This window comes from Stutzerimonas sp. CXK-1 (assembly GCF_057738225.1).
Genome location: NZ_CM173217.1, coordinates 879,997 through 893,402, shown reverse-complemented (window position 1 = coordinate 893,402; position 13,406 = coordinate 879,997). Strand labels below are relative to the sequence as shown.

Sequence of the window (13,406 nt, the reverse complement as noted above, 5' to 3'; positions counted from 1 at the left end):
CGTACAGGCTCGGCTTCGCCGTCTGCACACCTCTTCACCGCGCGCAAGTCTGCGACAAGTTGTCGCCGTAACAATTTATTTCTTTCAACATTGACGCGAATCATTATCATTAGAAGGCGCAAGCGAGATCATTCGCGTCACACCTCGTCAGGAGTACCACTCATGCGCCATCCGATCATGCTAGCCACCGCCACCCTGCTGCTCGCCCCACTGGCCCAGGCCAAGGAATACCCGATCGGCGAACCGCAGCAATGCGGCGGTATGGAAGTCGGTGCGGTCTACCTGCAACCGGTGGAGATGGATCCGGCCGGCATGATGCGTGCTGCGGCCGAGTCCGATGTGCACCTGGAAGCTGACATCAGCGCCCTGGAAAACAACCCGAACGGCTGGCAGGAAGGCAGCTTCGTGCCCTACCTCGGCATCCAGTACGAGCTGCGCAAGAAGGGCTCGGACGAAGTGATCAAGGGCGACTTCCACCCGATGGTCGCCAATGACGGGCCGCATTACGGCGACAACGTCAAACTGCTCGGCCCCGGCAAGTACCAGCTGACCTACAAGATCCTCCCACCCGGCTCCGGCCATGCCATGTTCGGCCGTCATACCGACAAGGAAACCGGCGTCGGCCCCTGGTTCGAGTCCTGCGAGCTGACATACGAATTCACCTATGCCGGCATCGGCAAGAAGGGCGGCTACTGATGGCCCTCCCGCTGTTGCGACGCGCCCTGTGCGCAACGCTGCTCGCCAGCTTCGCCGCTGGCGCGCAGGCGGGGCTGCCGACCTACGAGCTGACCATCCGTGACGGCCACTTCGAACCGTCGACCATCGAGGTCCCGGCACGCCAGCGTTTCAAGATCGTCGTGCACAACGCCGGCAGCGGGCCGACCGAGTTCGAGAGTACGCCGCTTCGCGTGGAGAAGGTCCTCTCGCCGGGCGTCACCTCCTTCGTGGTGATCCACCCGCTCAAGCCGGGCCGCTATCCGTTCTTCGACGAATTCCATCTGGACCTCCCGCAAGGCGAGATCGTCGCCAAGTAGTCCCTGCAAGGAGACAACCATGGGCCAATCCCTGTTCATCGTCTGGCGCGAAAGCGTCGAGGCCCTGCTGGTCATCGGCATCCTGCATGCCTGGCTGCGCCAGCAGCCGGCGGCAGGCGGCGCACTGCGCATGCTCTGGAGCGGCGTAGCCGGGGGCCTTGGCCTGGCCCTGCTGCTGGCCTGGGGAGTGCTGCAGGCCGGCGAGTGGCTGGCCGGTAGTGCCGGCGAGTGGTTTCAGTGCGCCATGCTGGTCACGGCCAGCCTGCTGATCCTGCACATGGTCGGCTGGATGCACCAGCACGGGCGCACGCTGAAGGCCAGCCTGCAGAACACCGCCGCCGAGCGGCTCAGCCAGGGCAACGGTATCGGCCTGGCCGTGCTGGCGATGCTGGCGGTCGGCCGCGAGGGCAGCGAGACCGTGGTGTTCCTTTATGGCATCGGCAACCAGCAACAAGGCCAGGACCTCACCGGCTTCGTCATCGGTGGCCTGCTGGGCTTCGCCCTGGCCCTGCTCACCTATGGCCTGCTGCAGGCTGGCAGCCGCTTCTTCAGCTGGCGGCGTTTCTTCCAGGTCAGCGAGGTACTGCTCCTGCTGCTGGGCGGCGCCCTGCTGATGGCTGGCCTGGATCGCTTCGCCGGCCAGCTGATGGGCATGGAGCTGCCCGAGCAGGTCTATGGCTTCCTGGGTGACCCCCTCTGGGATACCTCTGCCCTGCTCGATGACGGCAGCACCCTGGGCAGCACGCTCGCCGGGCTTACCGGCTATCGCGCCATGCCTTCGCTCGCCGCCGTGCTGACCATGGCCCTCTACTGGCTGGCAGTCTGGCTGTGGCTGCGCCCCCGCCCGCAGCGCTCACTGGCCGCGGAGCCGGCATGAATAGCGCGACACCCCTGCTGGCACGACTCGGCGACGGGATGCGCCGTCATGCCAGCCTGATTCGCACCGTGCAATGGATCGTGGTCGGTTTCTACGTAGTGCTGCTGGTGCTGCCGGCGTTTCTCAGCCTGCCGCCCTCGCAGGCACGCATGCTGGATGACCTGACCCTGTTCGCGCAGTTCGTCTTCTGGGGCCTTTGGTGGCCATTCGTCCTGCTGTCGATGATTTTTTTCGGCCGACTCTGGTGCGGCGTGCTCTGCCCGGAGGGCTCGCTCAGCGAGTGGATCAGCTGGAAGGGCCTGGGTCGGGGCACGCCACGCTGGATCCGCTGGAGCGGCTGGCCCACCGTCGCCTTTGTGCTCACGACTGTCTACGGGCAGTTGATCAGCGTCTACGACTACGCCCAGGCGGCGCTGTTGATCCTTGGTGGTTCGACGGTCGCGGCCATGATCGTGGGTTTTCTCTATGGACGCGGCAAGCGCGTCTGGTGCCGCCATCTATGCCCCGTCAGCGGCGTGTTCAGCCTGCTCTCGCGGCTGGCGCCGCTGCACTACAAGGTCGACGAGCAGCGCTGGCTGGAAAATCAGCCGCCGCACCTGGCCACGCCCAACTGCGCCCCACTGATCGACATCCGCCGCATGCGCGGCAATAGCGAATGTCATGCCTGCGGCCGCTGCAGCGGGCAGCGTGGCGCGGTCCAGCTCAGCGCGCGCTCACCGAACGAAGAGATCCTCATCGTCGGCTCGCAATCGCGCAGCCACTGGGACAGCACGCTGCTGCTGTTCGGCATGATCGGCCTGGCGATGGGCGCGTTCCAGTGGACGGTCAGCCCCTGGTTCATCACCCTCAAGCAGGCGCTCGCGGAATGGCTGGTCGAGCGCGATATCTTCTGGCCACTGGAAGCCAATGCCCCCTGGTGGCTGTTGACGCATTACCCGCAGGTCAACGATGCCTTCACCTGGCTCGACGGCACGGTCATCCTGCTCTACATCTTCGGTTGTTCGCTGCTGATCGGCTCGGCGCTCTGGCTGCTCTTGCGCGGTGCGACCTGGCTCATGGGCCGCGGTGGCGACGTGTTCGAGCACCTGGCCCTGGCGCTGACGCCGCTGGGCGGTGCGGGCCTGTTCCTGGGGCTGTCCGCAACGACGGTCAAGCTCCTGCGCTACGAAGGCTTCGCCCTGGACTGGGCGCAGCCGGCACGCGCGGCGCTGCTGTTCGGGGCCATCGCCTGGAGTCTGCTTCTGGCCTGGAAGGTCATCAGCGTGCGCGGCGGCCACGGCCTGCGTCGACTCCTCGCCTTCGCGCCGGTCATCGCCGCCTGCGCGCTGGTCGGCTTTGGTTGGTATCTGCAGTTCTGGGGCTGGAGCTGAGGGCGCCTGCTGCCCTCGCGGTCGACGCCGGCGATCAGCCGCGCAACACGAAGGTCGGGAACAGCCGATCCAGGCGTTCCCACAGCCGCTGCTGGTCGTAGGGTGCGCGGCTCTCGGCGAGGTCTTCGTCGAGCATGCGCGCGGTGCGTACGCACTGCACGGCGAAGCGTTCGACACCCAGCCGGCGCAGACGCTGGGCCAACCCCCACAGGCTATCGGCATCGAACAGCTGCCAATGCACGGTGGTCCGGCATTCGTGCGCGACGCCACTTTCCAGCAGATGCTCAAGACTCTTCCAGTTGGCCTTGCCGCTGCCCTCCACGCCGGTGATCGCCGCGCTCTGTTCGGGTAGCGCCTTGACGTCGAAACCGACCCAGTCCACCAGCGGCAGGATGTTGGCGAACAGCTTCGGCTTGATGCCGGCGCTGTGCAGGCCAACCTTGTAGCCCAGCGCCCGCACCTGGGCGATGGCCTCGGGCAGCGCGGTCTGCAGGGTTGGCTCGCCGCCGCTGAACACCACCGCCTCGAGCAGGCCGACGCGCTGCTCGAGAAAGCCGAGAATCTCCGACCAGGGCTTTTCCTCGCTGCCGCAGGCAGGAATCAGCTGCGGGTTGTGGCAGTAGCGACAGCGCCAGCCGCAGCCCTGGCAGAACAGCACGCAGGCCAGATGGTCGGGAAAGTCCAGCGTGGTCAGGGGGACGAGCCCCCCGACGCGAAGTGCTGCGGTCACCGCGCCGCCGCTTCAGTGAAATGCAGGCGCTCGCGGTGCTCGGACTGCTTGCCAGGATTGAACGCGGCGACCGGGCGGTGATAGCCCATCACGCGGGTCCAGACTTCGCAACGCTGGCGCTGGTCCTGGGGCAGTTGGCTGGCTTGGCTCATGTTGCTTCTCCTTACTTGCTGGGGTGTGAGTATGCAGCGCCGCATTGTGCGGAGCTGCGGGGCATGGGGTCGCAGCTCAGACGGCCCGGACCGCTTCGGCCTGCTGCAGCAGCGCCTCATCGCATTTCGGGCAGAACTCGTGCTCGCCGGCGAGATAACCGTGCACCGGGCAGATCGAAAAGGTCGGCGTCACCGTCAGATAGGGCAGGCGGAAGCGCGACAGGGCGTTGCGCACCAGCTTCTTGCAGGCCTCGGCCGAGGAAATCTGCTCGGCCATGTAGAGGTGCAGCACCGTGCCGCCGGTGTACTTGCACTGCAGTTCGTCCTGCAGCGCCAGGGCCTCGAACGGGTCGTCGGTGAAACCCACCGGCAGCTGCGATGAGTTGGTGTAGTACGGCGCCTCGGCCGTGCCCGCCTGGAGGATGCCCGGAAAACGCTTGCGGTCTTCCTTGGCGAAACGATAGGTGGTGCCCTCGGCCGGCGTCGCCTCGAGGTTGTAGAGGTGCCCGGTGTCTTCCTGAAACTGCACCAGCCGCGCCCGCACGTGATCGAGCACCTCGAGCGCCAGCGCGCGGCCGGCTTCGCTGTCGAGCCCCTCGGCGTCATCGGTGAAGTTGCGCAGCATCTCGTGCAGGCCGTTCACGCCGATGGTTGAGAAGTGATTGCGCAGGGTGCCGAGGTAGCGCTTGGTGTAGGGGTAGAGCCCGGCATCCATATGCTGCTGGATGACCTTGCGCTTGACCTCCAGGCTCTGCCGCGCCATCTCCAGCAGGCGATCCAGCTGCTGGAGCAGGGCCGCCTTGTCGCCGCGGTAGAGGTAACCCAGCCGCGCACAGTTGATCGTCACCACGCCCAGCGAACCGGTCTGCTCGGCCGAGCCGAACAGCCCGCCGCCACGCTTGAGCAGCTCGCGCACGTCCAGCTGCAGGCGGCAGCACATGGAACGCACCTGGTTGGGCTGCATGTCCGAGTTGAGGAAGTTCTGGAAGTACGGCAGCCCGTAACGCGCGGTCATCTCGAACAGGCGCTCGGCGTTGTCGCTGTCCCAGGGGAAGTCGTGGGTGATGTTGTAGGTCGGAATCGGGAAGGTGAACACGCGGCCGAGGCCGTCGCCGGCCTGCATGACTTCGATATAGGCGCGGTTGATCAACTCCATCTCCGCCTGCAGCTCGCCGTAGGCGAAGGGCATTTCCTCGCCGCCGATATAGGGGATCTGCTCGCGCAGGTCCTCCGGGCAGACCCAGTCGAAGGTCAGGTTGGTGAACGGCGTTTGCGTGCCCCAACGCGACGGCACGTTGAGGTTGTAGATGAACTCCTGGATCGCCTGGCGCACCTCATCGAAACCAAGCTGGTCCTTGCGCACGAACGGCGCGAGATAGGTATCGAAGCTGCTGAACGCCTGGGCGCCGGCCCACTCGTTCTGCAGCGTGCCGAGGAAGTTGACCATCTGCCCCAGGGCGCTGGACAGGTGCTTCGGCGGGCCCGCCTCGACCCGTCCGGGAATGCCGTTGAAGCCCTCGGTAAGCAGCGTGCGCAGTGACCAGCCCGCGCAGTAGCCGGCGAGCATGTCCAGGTCGTGGATATGCAGATCGCCTTCGCGGTGCGCCGTGCCGATCTCCGGGCTGTAGACCTCGTCCAGCCAGTAGTTGGCGGTGACCTTGCCCGACACGTTGAGGATCAGCCCACCCAGTGAATAGCCCTGGTTGGCGTTGGCCCGTACGCGCCAATCCTCACGCGAGAGGTATTCGTTCATCGAGGCGGCGACGTCCACCACCGCCTTCTTGTCACGACGCAGGCGCGCATGGCGCTCGCGGTAGACGATGTAGGCGCGCGCCGTGTCGAAGTACCCCGCCGCCATCAGTGCTCGTTCGACGCGGTCCTGAACCTGCTCGATTTCGACATGCGGTTCGCCGCTCAGCTGCTGTGCTACCGCTTCGGCCAGCGTCGCCGCGGCCTGCTCGGAGAACTCCCCGGTACTCCTGCCCGCGGCGGCAATCGCGCGCGCGATCTTCTCCGTACTGAACGGCATGTCCCTGCCATCGCGCTTGCGCAGCCGCGTCGGTGCCTTTCCGACAGTCATGTCCACCCCTCGCTCCTCACAACATCTAGTTGCTGTTCATTCAGAAAACACAAGATGCTGTGCATGGTAGGGAGGTAGGCCGCAGATAAATTGATGACCGTCAATTTGCTGCGGATGCTGGAAATTTTTTTAACGCGACAGATCGGCGCAGCCGGCTTACTTGTCCAGCGTCAAGGAAGCCGAGCCGCCGAGCCTCCTAGCATGCCCCTCGATCAACTGCATCTCGTGCGCCGGGAGGACCGATGCTTACCGAAATGTCCCTCATCACCGCGCTGCGCAGCCACCACCTGTTCAGCCGGCTACCGGATGCCGCCATGCAGGAGGTCTGCGCGCTGGCAAATCTCAAGCGGCTACCGGCCGGTGCCACCCTGTTCCACCAGGGCGACAAGGCAGACCGCTTCTACTATCTGTTCAGCGGTCAAGTAAAGCTGCATCGGGTGGTCTGCGACGGCCAGGAAAAGCTCGTCGAGGTGATGCGCGCCGGCGATTCCTTTGCCGAAGCCCTGCTGTTTCGCGGCACGCCCTATTACCCGGTCAGCGCCACGGCACTGAAAGCGAGCCTGGCGGTCAGCCTCAACGGCCCGCATTACCGACGCATCCTCGAAGAGCAGCCTGGCATCTGCCTGGAGATTCTCGCCACCCTCAGCGTGCGCCTGCACCAGCGCATGGTCGAGATCGACACCCTGACGATGGCCAACGCCAGCCGGCGGGTGGTGCGCTTCCTGCTGCAGTCCGCCGGCGAGCGCGACGGCGTGGTGACCCTCGACGTGCCCAAACGCCTGGTCGCCTCCAAGCTCGGTATCCAGCCGGAAACCTTCTCGCGCATCCTTCATCGCCTGGTAGAGGCCGGCACCATATCCGTGGAGCGTCGGCGCATCGAGATCCTCGACGCGAACACCCTCGCTGCACACGACGAATAACGCGCCGGCCCGTTCTTGACTGCAGTCATGCACGCCGGCCGCCCGCATGCGGATACTGCCCCCTCCTCGCCAACGCATCGGGAGTGCTCATGACCACGTCAAACAACGGACCGCTGGTGTATTCCTGCTCGGGCTGCTCGAACGTCGCACAGATGGCCAATACCCTGGCGGTTCGCCTCGACCGCGCCGGGCTGGCGGAAATGTCCTGCATTGCCGGCGTTGGCGGACGGGTGGAGGCGCTGGTCAGGAAAGCCAACTCCGGCCGGCGCATCCTGGCCATCGACGGCTGCCCGCTGCACTGCGCGCGAGCCTGCCTGGCGCAGCACGGCGTCACCCCGGATGTGCACGTCACGCTCAGCCGCTACGGGCTACGCAAGCGCTATCGTCAGGATTGCAGCGAAGAGGAAGTCGGCGCGCTGTTCGAGGACATGAAGGCGATCATCGCCAGCGACCGCATGCGCCCCCGGCCGCTGGCTTGCTGAACAACTGACCCCTGTCAGGTACCGGCTGGCTGGGCCCGGCCGGCCGCTGCGACCTCTTCGCCGGCGCCCTGCAGTATCTTCCACAGCCAGCCCGGCAGGGTATCGGGGTCCAGGCTGTCGATCAGATTCTTGATCGCCAGGCCCAGCTCGGTATCACCCTCGATGATCAGCCGACGACGGAAGAACAGCGTGTCCGGGTCCTCCTGGCGACTGGCGAGCAGGAGGAATTCGCGCCAATTGCCGCGGATGCTCACTTCCACCGGCGCATGCTCGGCGATCCGCAACCGGCCGTTGGCGCAGGTGAGGCACCAGGCCAGACCAAGATCGCAGACCTCCAGCTTCATCCAGCGTGCGTCCAGCACGTCGAATGCGCCGTCGGCCAGGGCCTCGGCGAAAACCTGATTGAGGCTGCGCTCCAGCGCCAGACGCTGGAGCAGGAACGGCGTCTTTGCCGCCAGGGGCAGCAGGCGGCTACCGAGGTTTACCAGATGCGTGCGCGGCTTCAGCATAGCCCGGCCTCCTCGGCACGCAGCATGCCCGGCTGGCCATGCCAGTAGCCGTTGCAGCCGTCCACCGCGAGTGGCGGCAGCCCGCCCTGGCGCACGCTATCGAAGGCGGCGATGACCTGCTCCATGCCTTCGGCTCGCGGGCTCAAGCGCAACAGGTCGGCGCCAGCCTGGACCAGCGCCGGATAATCGGCCAGCAGGTTGCTGACCGAGGCGGACATCGTCTGGATGCCGTTGATGGTGAACAACGGTTCGTTCTCCTGGCTGAGCAACGGGATGCCTTCCGGGTAGTTCTGACAGCAGAACTGGCAATCGTCCTTCGGCCGATTCTCGGCGCGCGCGGTGAAACAGCGCGCCGAATAGGCCAGCGGCAGATGGCCATAGGCGAAGATTTCCACCTCCGGCCGCTGCACGCCGAGCTCATCGGCCTGGCGCAGCGCGCTTTCGATCAGCTGCCCGGAAGCCTCGACCGGCGGAACCCAGCGGATCATGCCGCTGGCCACCAACTCGCCCAACGCATGGCCGTTGTAGATGTTGAGTGCCGGTCCGCCGACGAAGGGCAGCTTCTTGCTCGCCAGGTACTGCACCGCGCCCATGTCGTTGGCCTCGACCAGCAGCTCGCCGTTGTCGCACAAGCGGCGCAAGGCGGAGAGTTCGGAGGCCGCCTCGACCAGCGTCAGGCCGGAGAGCACCAGCTGCGCGCGCGAGGCCTCGGCCAAGTCGCGTGCCAGGCCGAGCCAGTCATCAAGCATCATCGCCCGGCGCTTGGAGCACACCGTTTCGCCCAGGTACATCACGTCCAGCGGCTGATCGGCCATGCTGGCGTAGAAGTCGTGGGTCTTCTGTCGATCCCAGTAGAACAGCACGGGGCCGAGAGCTAGTTTCATGGTGGTGTCCTCGTTTATTGCCAGGCGCGGTGGTAGGCGCCCAGCGTGGTCTGCGAGCCCTCGGAAAGCCCGTCGAGCACCTCGCGCCAGGCCGGCTGTACCGCATAGCGCTGCGGTGCCTTGAGGTAGCTGTCCAGCGCGGCGCGCCAGACGCGGGTGACCTGCTCGACATAGGCCGGGCTGCGCTGGCGACCCTCGATCTTCATCGCCGTGACGCCGATGGCGGCCAGTTCGGGAATGAGGTCCAGGGTATTCAGGCTGGTCGGCTCCTCGAGCGCATGGAAGCGCTTGCCATTGACCATGAAGCGCCCTTTGCACAACGTCGGGTAGCCGGCCGACTCGCCTTCGGCGTAGCGGTCGATGAGCACATTGTTCAGGCGGGAGGTCAGCCCCTCGGCCTCGTCGCTCCAGCGCACCGCCTTGGCCGGCGAGCATACGCCGCAGAGGTTCGGCGACTCGCCAGTGAGGTAGGACGAAAGGTGGCAGCGGCCCTCGGCCATGATGCACAGGCTGCCAAAAGCAAAGACTTCGATCGGCACCGGGCTGCTCGCTGCGACCTGCTTGACCTGCTTGAGCGACAGCACCCGCGGCAGCACCGCCCGGCTGATGCCGTAGCGTTCCTGGAAGAAACCCAGCGCGGCGGCATTGGTTGCCGAGCCCTGTACCGACAGGTGCAGTTTCAGCTGCGGATGCCGCTTGCTGGCGTAGCCGAGCACGCCGGCATCGGCCGCGATCAAGGCATCCACGCCCAGGTCGGCGGCCTGATCGACGGCGCGCTGCCAACGCGACCAGCCCTCCGGCTGGGCATAGGTATTGACCGCCACATAGAGCTGGCGGCCTTTCTCGCGGATCAGCTGCAGGCCTTTGTCGAGCTGCTTGTCGTCGAGATTGAGGCCGGCGAAATGACGCGCATTGGTGTCGTCACGAAAGCCAACGTAGATGGCATCGGCGCCCTGCTGGACGGCGGCCTTGAGCGCGGGCAGGCTTCCTGCCGGGCAGACCAGGTGCATGGCAACTCCTAGACGTATGGAAACGGGCGCGCCGTGCGACAGACGCAAGCGTCGCCCGGCTGATGGCAAACAGCGGGCAGTCTAGGGAGCCGGCTCGGCGCCAGCATTGATAGGGGTCAAGGTTGAACGGCCCGCCACGGCAGGCTCGCGACGGGCTCAGACGCCCTCGTCGCCCTCGAATTCCTCGGTGGCGCGGGCGACCATCTGGCGCCAGGCGCCGGATTCCTCGGCCAGCAGGCGCATGGCCTTGAGGCTCGCCTCGAAGGCATCGCGGTAGTGCAGCGGGTCGGCCTGGCTGACCGCCAGCTCGGCATGCGCGCGCGCCTGGTCGAGCAGCGCTTCGAATTCGTCCCGGTCCAGCGCCATGGTGTTCTCCTCGCAGGTTGCAGATTGAAGATAGACCACCACGGCGCGCCGGGAGTCGCCGCCCAGGCCAGCGGGCCGACGAGCGCGCCTACTTGAGCTTCAGCCGCCGCGCCAGCTTGTGCAGGTTGCTCGGGTCGACATCGAGCAGCCGCGCAGCCTTCGCCCAGTTCTCCCCGCACAGCTCGAGCGCCCGCACGATGGCTCGACGCTGGCTGTCATCGACCGTCTGGCGCAGCGGCAGCACAGTGTCACCAGGCTCGGGTGCAGCCGGCTCGGTGGCCACCGCCAGGCTCGGCAGCACATGGCTGTCGAGGTCCAGCATGTCCGCCTCGAGGGTGAGGATCTCGCTGCGCGAGGCGCCGCGGCTGAGCAGACGCAGGGCCGCGCGACTGATCACATGCTCGAGTTCGCGCACGTTGCCCGGCCAGCCATAGCCCAGCAGTGCGCGCTCGGCCGCCGGCGACAGGCGCACGCTTCGCAGGCCCAGGCGTGCCCGATTCAGTTCGAGGAAATGCCCGGCGAGGATCAGCACGTCATTGCCGCGCTCGCGCAGCGGCGGGATCGGCGCCGGGTAGACCGACAGCCGGTGATAGAGGTCGGCGCGAAACAGGCCGTCGCGCACGCTATCGCGCAGGTTGCGGTTGGTCGCCGCGATGATCCGCACGTCGACCTGACGCGGCTTGTCCGCACCCAGGCGCTGGATCTCGCCGTTCTGCAGGGTGCGCAGCAGCTTGGCCTGCACCGTCAGCGGCAGCTCGCCGACTTCGTCGAGCAGCAGCGTGCCGCCGTTGGCCGCATCGAAACGCCCCGGGCGATCGGTGGTGGCGCCGGAGAACGCCCCCTTTACATGGCCGAACAGTTCGCTCTCGGCAAGCGACTCGGGCAGCGCCGCGCAGTTGACGTGCACCAACGACTTGTTGCGCCGCCGCGAATGGCGGTGCAGCCAGCGCGCGAACATCTCCTTGCCCACGCCCGTCTCGCCGAGCAGCAGCACCGGCAATTCGGAGTCGGCGACCACCTGCAGCTCGCGCAGCAGACCGCGAATCGCCTCGCTCTGCCCGAGGATCTCGCTCTCCCCCGGGTCGAAGCTGCTGTCGGAGACATCGCTGCGCGCCAGGCGCAGGCCGCGGTTCTCGTGTTCGAGGCGGGTCACCCGCACGGCCGCCTCGATCATCAGCGTGTAGCGCTGCAGGTCCAGGCGGGCGGCATCGTCGAAGGTCCCGGCATGCAGTGCATCGAGCGTCAGCGCGCCCCACAGCTTGCCCTCGACGAACAGACTGACGCCCATGCAGTCGTGCACCGGCAACGGCTCACCGACGTGCTCGTCGAGCAGCCCGTCGTAAGGATCGGGCAAACGGCTGTCGGGTTCGAACCAGGTCGGTTCACGCTGCGAGAGAATTGCCGCCAGGCGCGGATGCTGCGCGACCACAAAGCGCCGGCCGAGGGCCTCCTGCACCAACCCGGTGGCGGCCAATGGGCGCAGGCTGTCGTCGTCCAGGCGCAACAGTACGACCGCACCGCAGCGAAAGCGCTGTTGCAGCGTGTGCACGAGCCGCTGCAACCGCACGGCGTTGGGCAGTTCGGTGATCAGGTCCGCGAGTAGGGCTTCTTCCATCATGGTCATTACTACCTTACAAGGTGACAAGAACCCTACCCGAAGACGGTAATGTTCACCAGCACCAGCTGGAATAGCTTGTTTTATCAAAGGGTTACACATGGCATGCCGGTTGCGTTGGTAGCCGCAACCTCTCACAGGAAATTGCCATGAACCTGATCGATGAAACCCTGGGGACCCTGGCCTGCTCGATTCCCGGGGCCACCCGGGTATTGCGCCAGTACCATCTCGACTTCTGCTGCGGCGGCAACGTCCCGCTACGCGAAGCCGCCAGCAGCCTCGGCCTGGATGCCGAGCAGATCGCCAACGAACTCGCCGCGCTGGGCGACACCCAGCAGGGCCCGGATTGGCGCGAGGTCAGTTCCGGCGAGCTGATCGAGCATATCCTCGCGCGCTTTCATGAGCGCCACCGCGATCAGCTGCCGGAGCTGATCCGCCTCGCCAGCCGCGTCGAGCAGGTCCACGGCAGCAAGCCCGAATGCCCCAACGGGCTGGCCGAACACCTCTGGTGCATGCAGCAGGAACTCGAGAGCCACATGCTCAAGGAGGAACAGGTGCTGTTCCCCATGCTGCAGCGCGGCATGCGCACCCCGCAGACCGATGGCCCGATCTCGGTGATGCGCTACGAACACGACCAGCATGGCAATGCGCTGGCTCAGCTGGCACTGCTGACCAACGACATCACCCCGCCGGCGCATGCCTGCAACACCTGGCGCGCGCTGTACCGCGGCCTGGAAGAACTGCGTGACGATCTCATGCAGCATATCCACCTGGAGAACAACATCCTGTTCGCCGGTGCCCAGCAGTAACCGAGCCAGGCGGCGCACCACGCCGCCTGGCCAGGAGAGCCGTCCGATGAAGCATCTGATCCAACCGCTCGCCTGGGGCGTGACCCTGGCCTCGATATTGGCAGCCGCCAGCGCGCTGGCACTGAGCCTGGCCACCCCGATGGCAGCCGCCGCGACCGCCGCACCTCATCACCTGCACAGCGCGCAGGAGGCACTGCCGGCCAGCGCCGGGCACGCGACCGATGCGGCGCTGCGCGAGGGCATGAGCCGGGTCCGCGATGCCCTGCAGAGCGCCGGCATGGCACCCGACGACCAGGCTGCCGCGGTGCTCGCCGGTGAACTCGAAGCCGCCGGCGCCTACCTCGTGGCCAACTGTCGCCTGCCCGAAGCCGCCGACACGGCGCTGCACGGCGTGCTCGGCAACCTTCTCGGCGCCGCCGACCGGCTGCGCGGGCCCGGCGCCGAGCGCGACGCCGCGCTGCGGCAGGCACGCTCGGCGCTCGCCCGCTATCAGCAGCTGTTCGACGCACCGCACTGGCGCTGACGGCCGTCAAACTCGAAAGACCGCGTCGCGCAGTGCTATCGTCAG

Annotated in this window: 16 protein-coding genes; 8 read left to right on the top strand and 8 right to left on the bottom strand. The window is 66.5% G+C overall.

The annotated features are described in order from the left end of the window. Window positions 1–162 precede the first annotated feature (162 nt). Genes AC0KXH_RS04245 through AC0KXH_RS04230 form a run of 4 tightly spaced genes read left to right on the top strand, consistent with a single transcriptional unit; the run spans window position 163 to window position 3,281 of the window. Complete coding sequence (locus AC0KXH_RS04245) at window positions 163–696, top strand: iron transporter (RefSeq protein ID WP_043218734.1); 534 nt, start codon at window positions 163–165, stop codon at window positions 694–696. Next, window positions 696–1,034, top strand: coding sequence for a cupredoxin domain-containing protein (locus AC0KXH_RS04240; RefSeq protein WP_052264517.1), 339 nt, complete (start codon window positions 696–698; stop codon window positions 1,032–1,034). The genes AC0KXH_RS04245 and AC0KXH_RS04240 overlap by 1 nt, the downstream gene beginning before the upstream one ends. A 19-nt stretch (window positions 1,035–1,053) precedes the next feature. After that, a complete protein-coding gene (locus AC0KXH_RS04235) occupies window positions 1,054–1,911 on the top strand; it encodes an FTR1 family iron permease (protein WP_043218731.1) in 858 nt (285 codons plus the stop codon). Then, window positions 1,908–3,281, top strand: coding sequence for a 4Fe-4S binding protein (locus AC0KXH_RS04230; protein ID WP_488224219.1), 1,374 nt, complete (start codon window positions 1,908–1,910; stop codon window positions 3,279–3,281). Before AC0KXH_RS04235 ends, AC0KXH_RS04230 begins: the two co-directional genes overlap by 4 nt. A gap of 34 nt (window positions 3,282–3,315) precedes the next feature. Here AC0KXH_RS04230 and AC0KXH_RS04225 read toward each other — a convergent pair whose 3' ends face one another. The 3 genes from AC0KXH_RS04225 to AC0KXH_RS04215 all read right to left on the bottom strand — a co-directional run bounded on the left by AC0KXH_RS04225 (window position 3,316) and on the right by AC0KXH_RS04215 (window position 6,243). Next, window positions 3,316–4,011, bottom strand: coding sequence for an anaerobic ribonucleoside-triphosphate reductase activating protein (locus AC0KXH_RS04225; RefSeq protein ID WP_488224218.1), 696 nt, complete (start codon window positions 4,009–4,011; stop codon window positions 3,316–3,318). Then, window positions 4,008–4,163: an anaerobic ribonucleoside-triphosphate reductase gene (nrdD, locus tag AC0KXH_RS04220; RefSeq protein ID WP_003287967.1), complete on the bottom strand. Its 156-nt coding sequence runs from the start codon at window positions 4,161–4,163 to the stop codon at window positions 4,008–4,010. Before nrdD ends, AC0KXH_RS04225 begins: the two co-directional genes overlap by 4 nt. A 76-nt stretch (window positions 4,164–4,239) precedes the next feature. Next, window positions 4,240–6,243, bottom strand: a complete 2,004-nt coding sequence (locus tag AC0KXH_RS04215) for a ribonucleoside triphosphate reductase (RefSeq protein WP_488224217.1) — start codon at window positions 6,241–6,243, stop codon at window positions 4,240–4,242. 242 nt (window positions 6,244–6,485) lie between these two features. On the opposite strand from AC0KXH_RS04215, the gene AC0KXH_RS04210 reads away from it, so the two are divergent. Then, window positions 6,486–7,163 (top strand): Crp/Fnr family transcriptional regulator, encoded by a 678-nt coding sequence (locus AC0KXH_RS04210; protein WP_041111275.1) that lies wholly within the window; start codon window positions 6,486–6,488, stop codon window positions 7,161–7,163. Between the two features lie 89 nt (window positions 7,164–7,252). After that, entirely contained in the window at window positions 7,253–7,645 is a 393-nt protein-coding gene (locus AC0KXH_RS04205; RefSeq protein ID WP_212542566.1) for a putative zinc-binding protein, read from the top strand. 14 nt (window positions 7,646–7,659) lie between these two features. Here AC0KXH_RS04205 and ubiT read toward each other — a convergent pair whose 3' ends face one another. From ubiT to norR, 5 genes are all read right to left on the bottom strand, one after another. Further along, complete coding sequence (ubiT, locus tag AC0KXH_RS04200) at window positions 7,660–8,154, bottom strand: ubiquinone anaerobic biosynthesis accessory factor UbiT (RefSeq protein WP_488224216.1); 495 nt, start codon at window positions 8,152–8,154, stop codon at window positions 7,660–7,662. Then, the gene (locus tag AC0KXH_RS04195) at window positions 8,148–9,038 is read right to left on the bottom strand and encodes a U32 family peptidase (protein WP_043218725.1); all 891 of its coding nucleotides are present in this window, start codon (window positions 9,036–9,038) and stop codon (window positions 8,148–8,150) included. Before AC0KXH_RS04195 ends, ubiT begins: the two co-directional genes overlap by 7 nt. Window positions 9,039–9,052: 14 nt before the next feature. Beyond that, window positions 9,053–10,048 (bottom strand): ubiquinone anaerobic biosynthesis protein UbiU, encoded by a 996-nt coding sequence (ubiU, locus tag AC0KXH_RS04190; protein WP_041111283.1) that lies wholly within the window; start codon window positions 10,046–10,048, stop codon window positions 9,053–9,055. 156 nt (window positions 10,049–10,204) lie between these two features. Then, window positions 10,205–10,414, bottom strand: a complete 210-nt coding sequence (locus AC0KXH_RS04185; protein WP_041111285.1) for a hypothetical protein — start codon at window positions 10,412–10,414, stop codon at window positions 10,205–10,207. Between the two features lie 88 nt (window positions 10,415–10,502). Next, entirely contained in the window at window positions 10,503–12,032 is a 1,530-nt protein-coding gene (norR, locus tag AC0KXH_RS04180; protein WP_488224215.1) for a nitric oxide reductase transcriptional regulator NorR, read from the bottom strand. Between the two features lie 146 nt (window positions 12,033–12,178). Between norR and ytfE the strand changes: the two genes are divergently transcribed. Together ytfE and AC0KXH_RS04170 are read left to right on the top strand one after the other, a co-directional pair. Continuing rightward, entirely contained in the window at window positions 12,179–12,838 is a 660-nt protein-coding gene (ytfE, locus tag AC0KXH_RS04175; protein ID WP_488224214.1) for an iron-sulfur cluster repair protein YtfE, read from the top strand. Window positions 12,839–12,884: 46 nt separating this feature from the next. Next, window positions 12,885–13,361: a DnrO protein gene (locus tag AC0KXH_RS04170; protein ID WP_488224213.1), complete on the top strand. Its 477-nt coding sequence runs from the start codon at window positions 12,885–12,887 to the stop codon at window positions 13,359–13,361. Window positions 13,362–13,406 lie beyond the last annotated feature (45 nt).

Excerpts from the sequence above, each read along its gene's own strand:
- AC0KXH_RS04245 (WP_043218734.1), top strand. The coding sequence starts at position 163 with ATGCGCCATCCGATCATGCTAGCCACCGCCACCCTGCTGCTCGCCCCA.
- AC0KXH_RS04240 (WP_052264517.1), top strand. The coding sequence starts at position 696 with ATGGCCCTCCCGCTGTTGCGACGCGCCCTGTGCGCAACGCTGCTCGCC.
- AC0KXH_RS04235 (WP_043218731.1), top strand. The coding sequence starts at position 1,054 with ATGGGCCAATCCCTGTTCATCGTCTGGCGCGAAAGCGTCGAGGCCCTG.
- AC0KXH_RS04230 (WP_488224219.1), top strand. The coding sequence starts at position 1,908 with ATGAATAGCGCGACACCCCTGCTGGCACGACTCGGCGACGGGATGCGC.
- nrdD (WP_003287967.1), bottom strand. The coding sequence starts at position 4,163 with ATGAGCCAAGCCAGCCAACTGCCCCAGGACCAGCGCCAGCGTTGCGAA.
- AC0KXH_RS04215 (WP_488224217.1), bottom strand. The coding sequence starts at position 6,243 with ATGACTGTCGGAAAGGCACCGACGCGGCTGCGCAAGCGCGATGGCAGG.
- AC0KXH_RS04210 (WP_041111275.1), top strand. The coding sequence starts at position 6,486 with ATGCTTACCGAAATGTCCCTCATCACCGCGCTGCGCAGCCACCACCTG.
- AC0KXH_RS04205 (WP_212542566.1), top strand. The coding sequence starts at position 7,253 with ATGACCACGTCAAACAACGGACCGCTGGTGTATTCCTGCTCGGGCTGC.
- ubiT (WP_488224216.1), bottom strand. The coding sequence starts at position 8,154 with ATGCTGAAGCCGCGCACGCATCTGGTAAACCTCGGTAGCCGCCTGCTG.
- AC0KXH_RS04195 (WP_043218725.1), bottom strand. The coding sequence starts at position 9,038 with ATGAAACTAGCTCTCGGCCCCGTGCTGTTCTACTGGGATCGACAGAAG.
- ubiU (WP_041111283.1), bottom strand. The coding sequence starts at position 10,048 with ATGCACCTGGTCTGCCCGGCAGGAAGCCTGCCCGCGCTCAAGGCCGCC.
- AC0KXH_RS04185 (WP_041111285.1), bottom strand. The coding sequence starts at position 10,414 with ATGGCGCTGGACCGGGACGAATTCGAAGCGCTGCTCGACCAGGCGCGC.
- norR (WP_488224215.1), bottom strand. The coding sequence starts at position 12,032 with ATGATGGAAGAAGCCCTACTCGCGGACCTGATCACCGAACTGCCCAAC.
- ytfE (WP_488224214.1), top strand. The coding sequence starts at position 12,179 with ATGAACCTGATCGATGAAACCCTGGGGACCCTGGCCTGCTCGATTCCC.
- AC0KXH_RS04170 (WP_488224213.1), top strand. The coding sequence starts at position 12,885 with ATGAAGCATCTGATCCAACCGCTCGCCTGGGGCGTGACCCTGGCCTCG.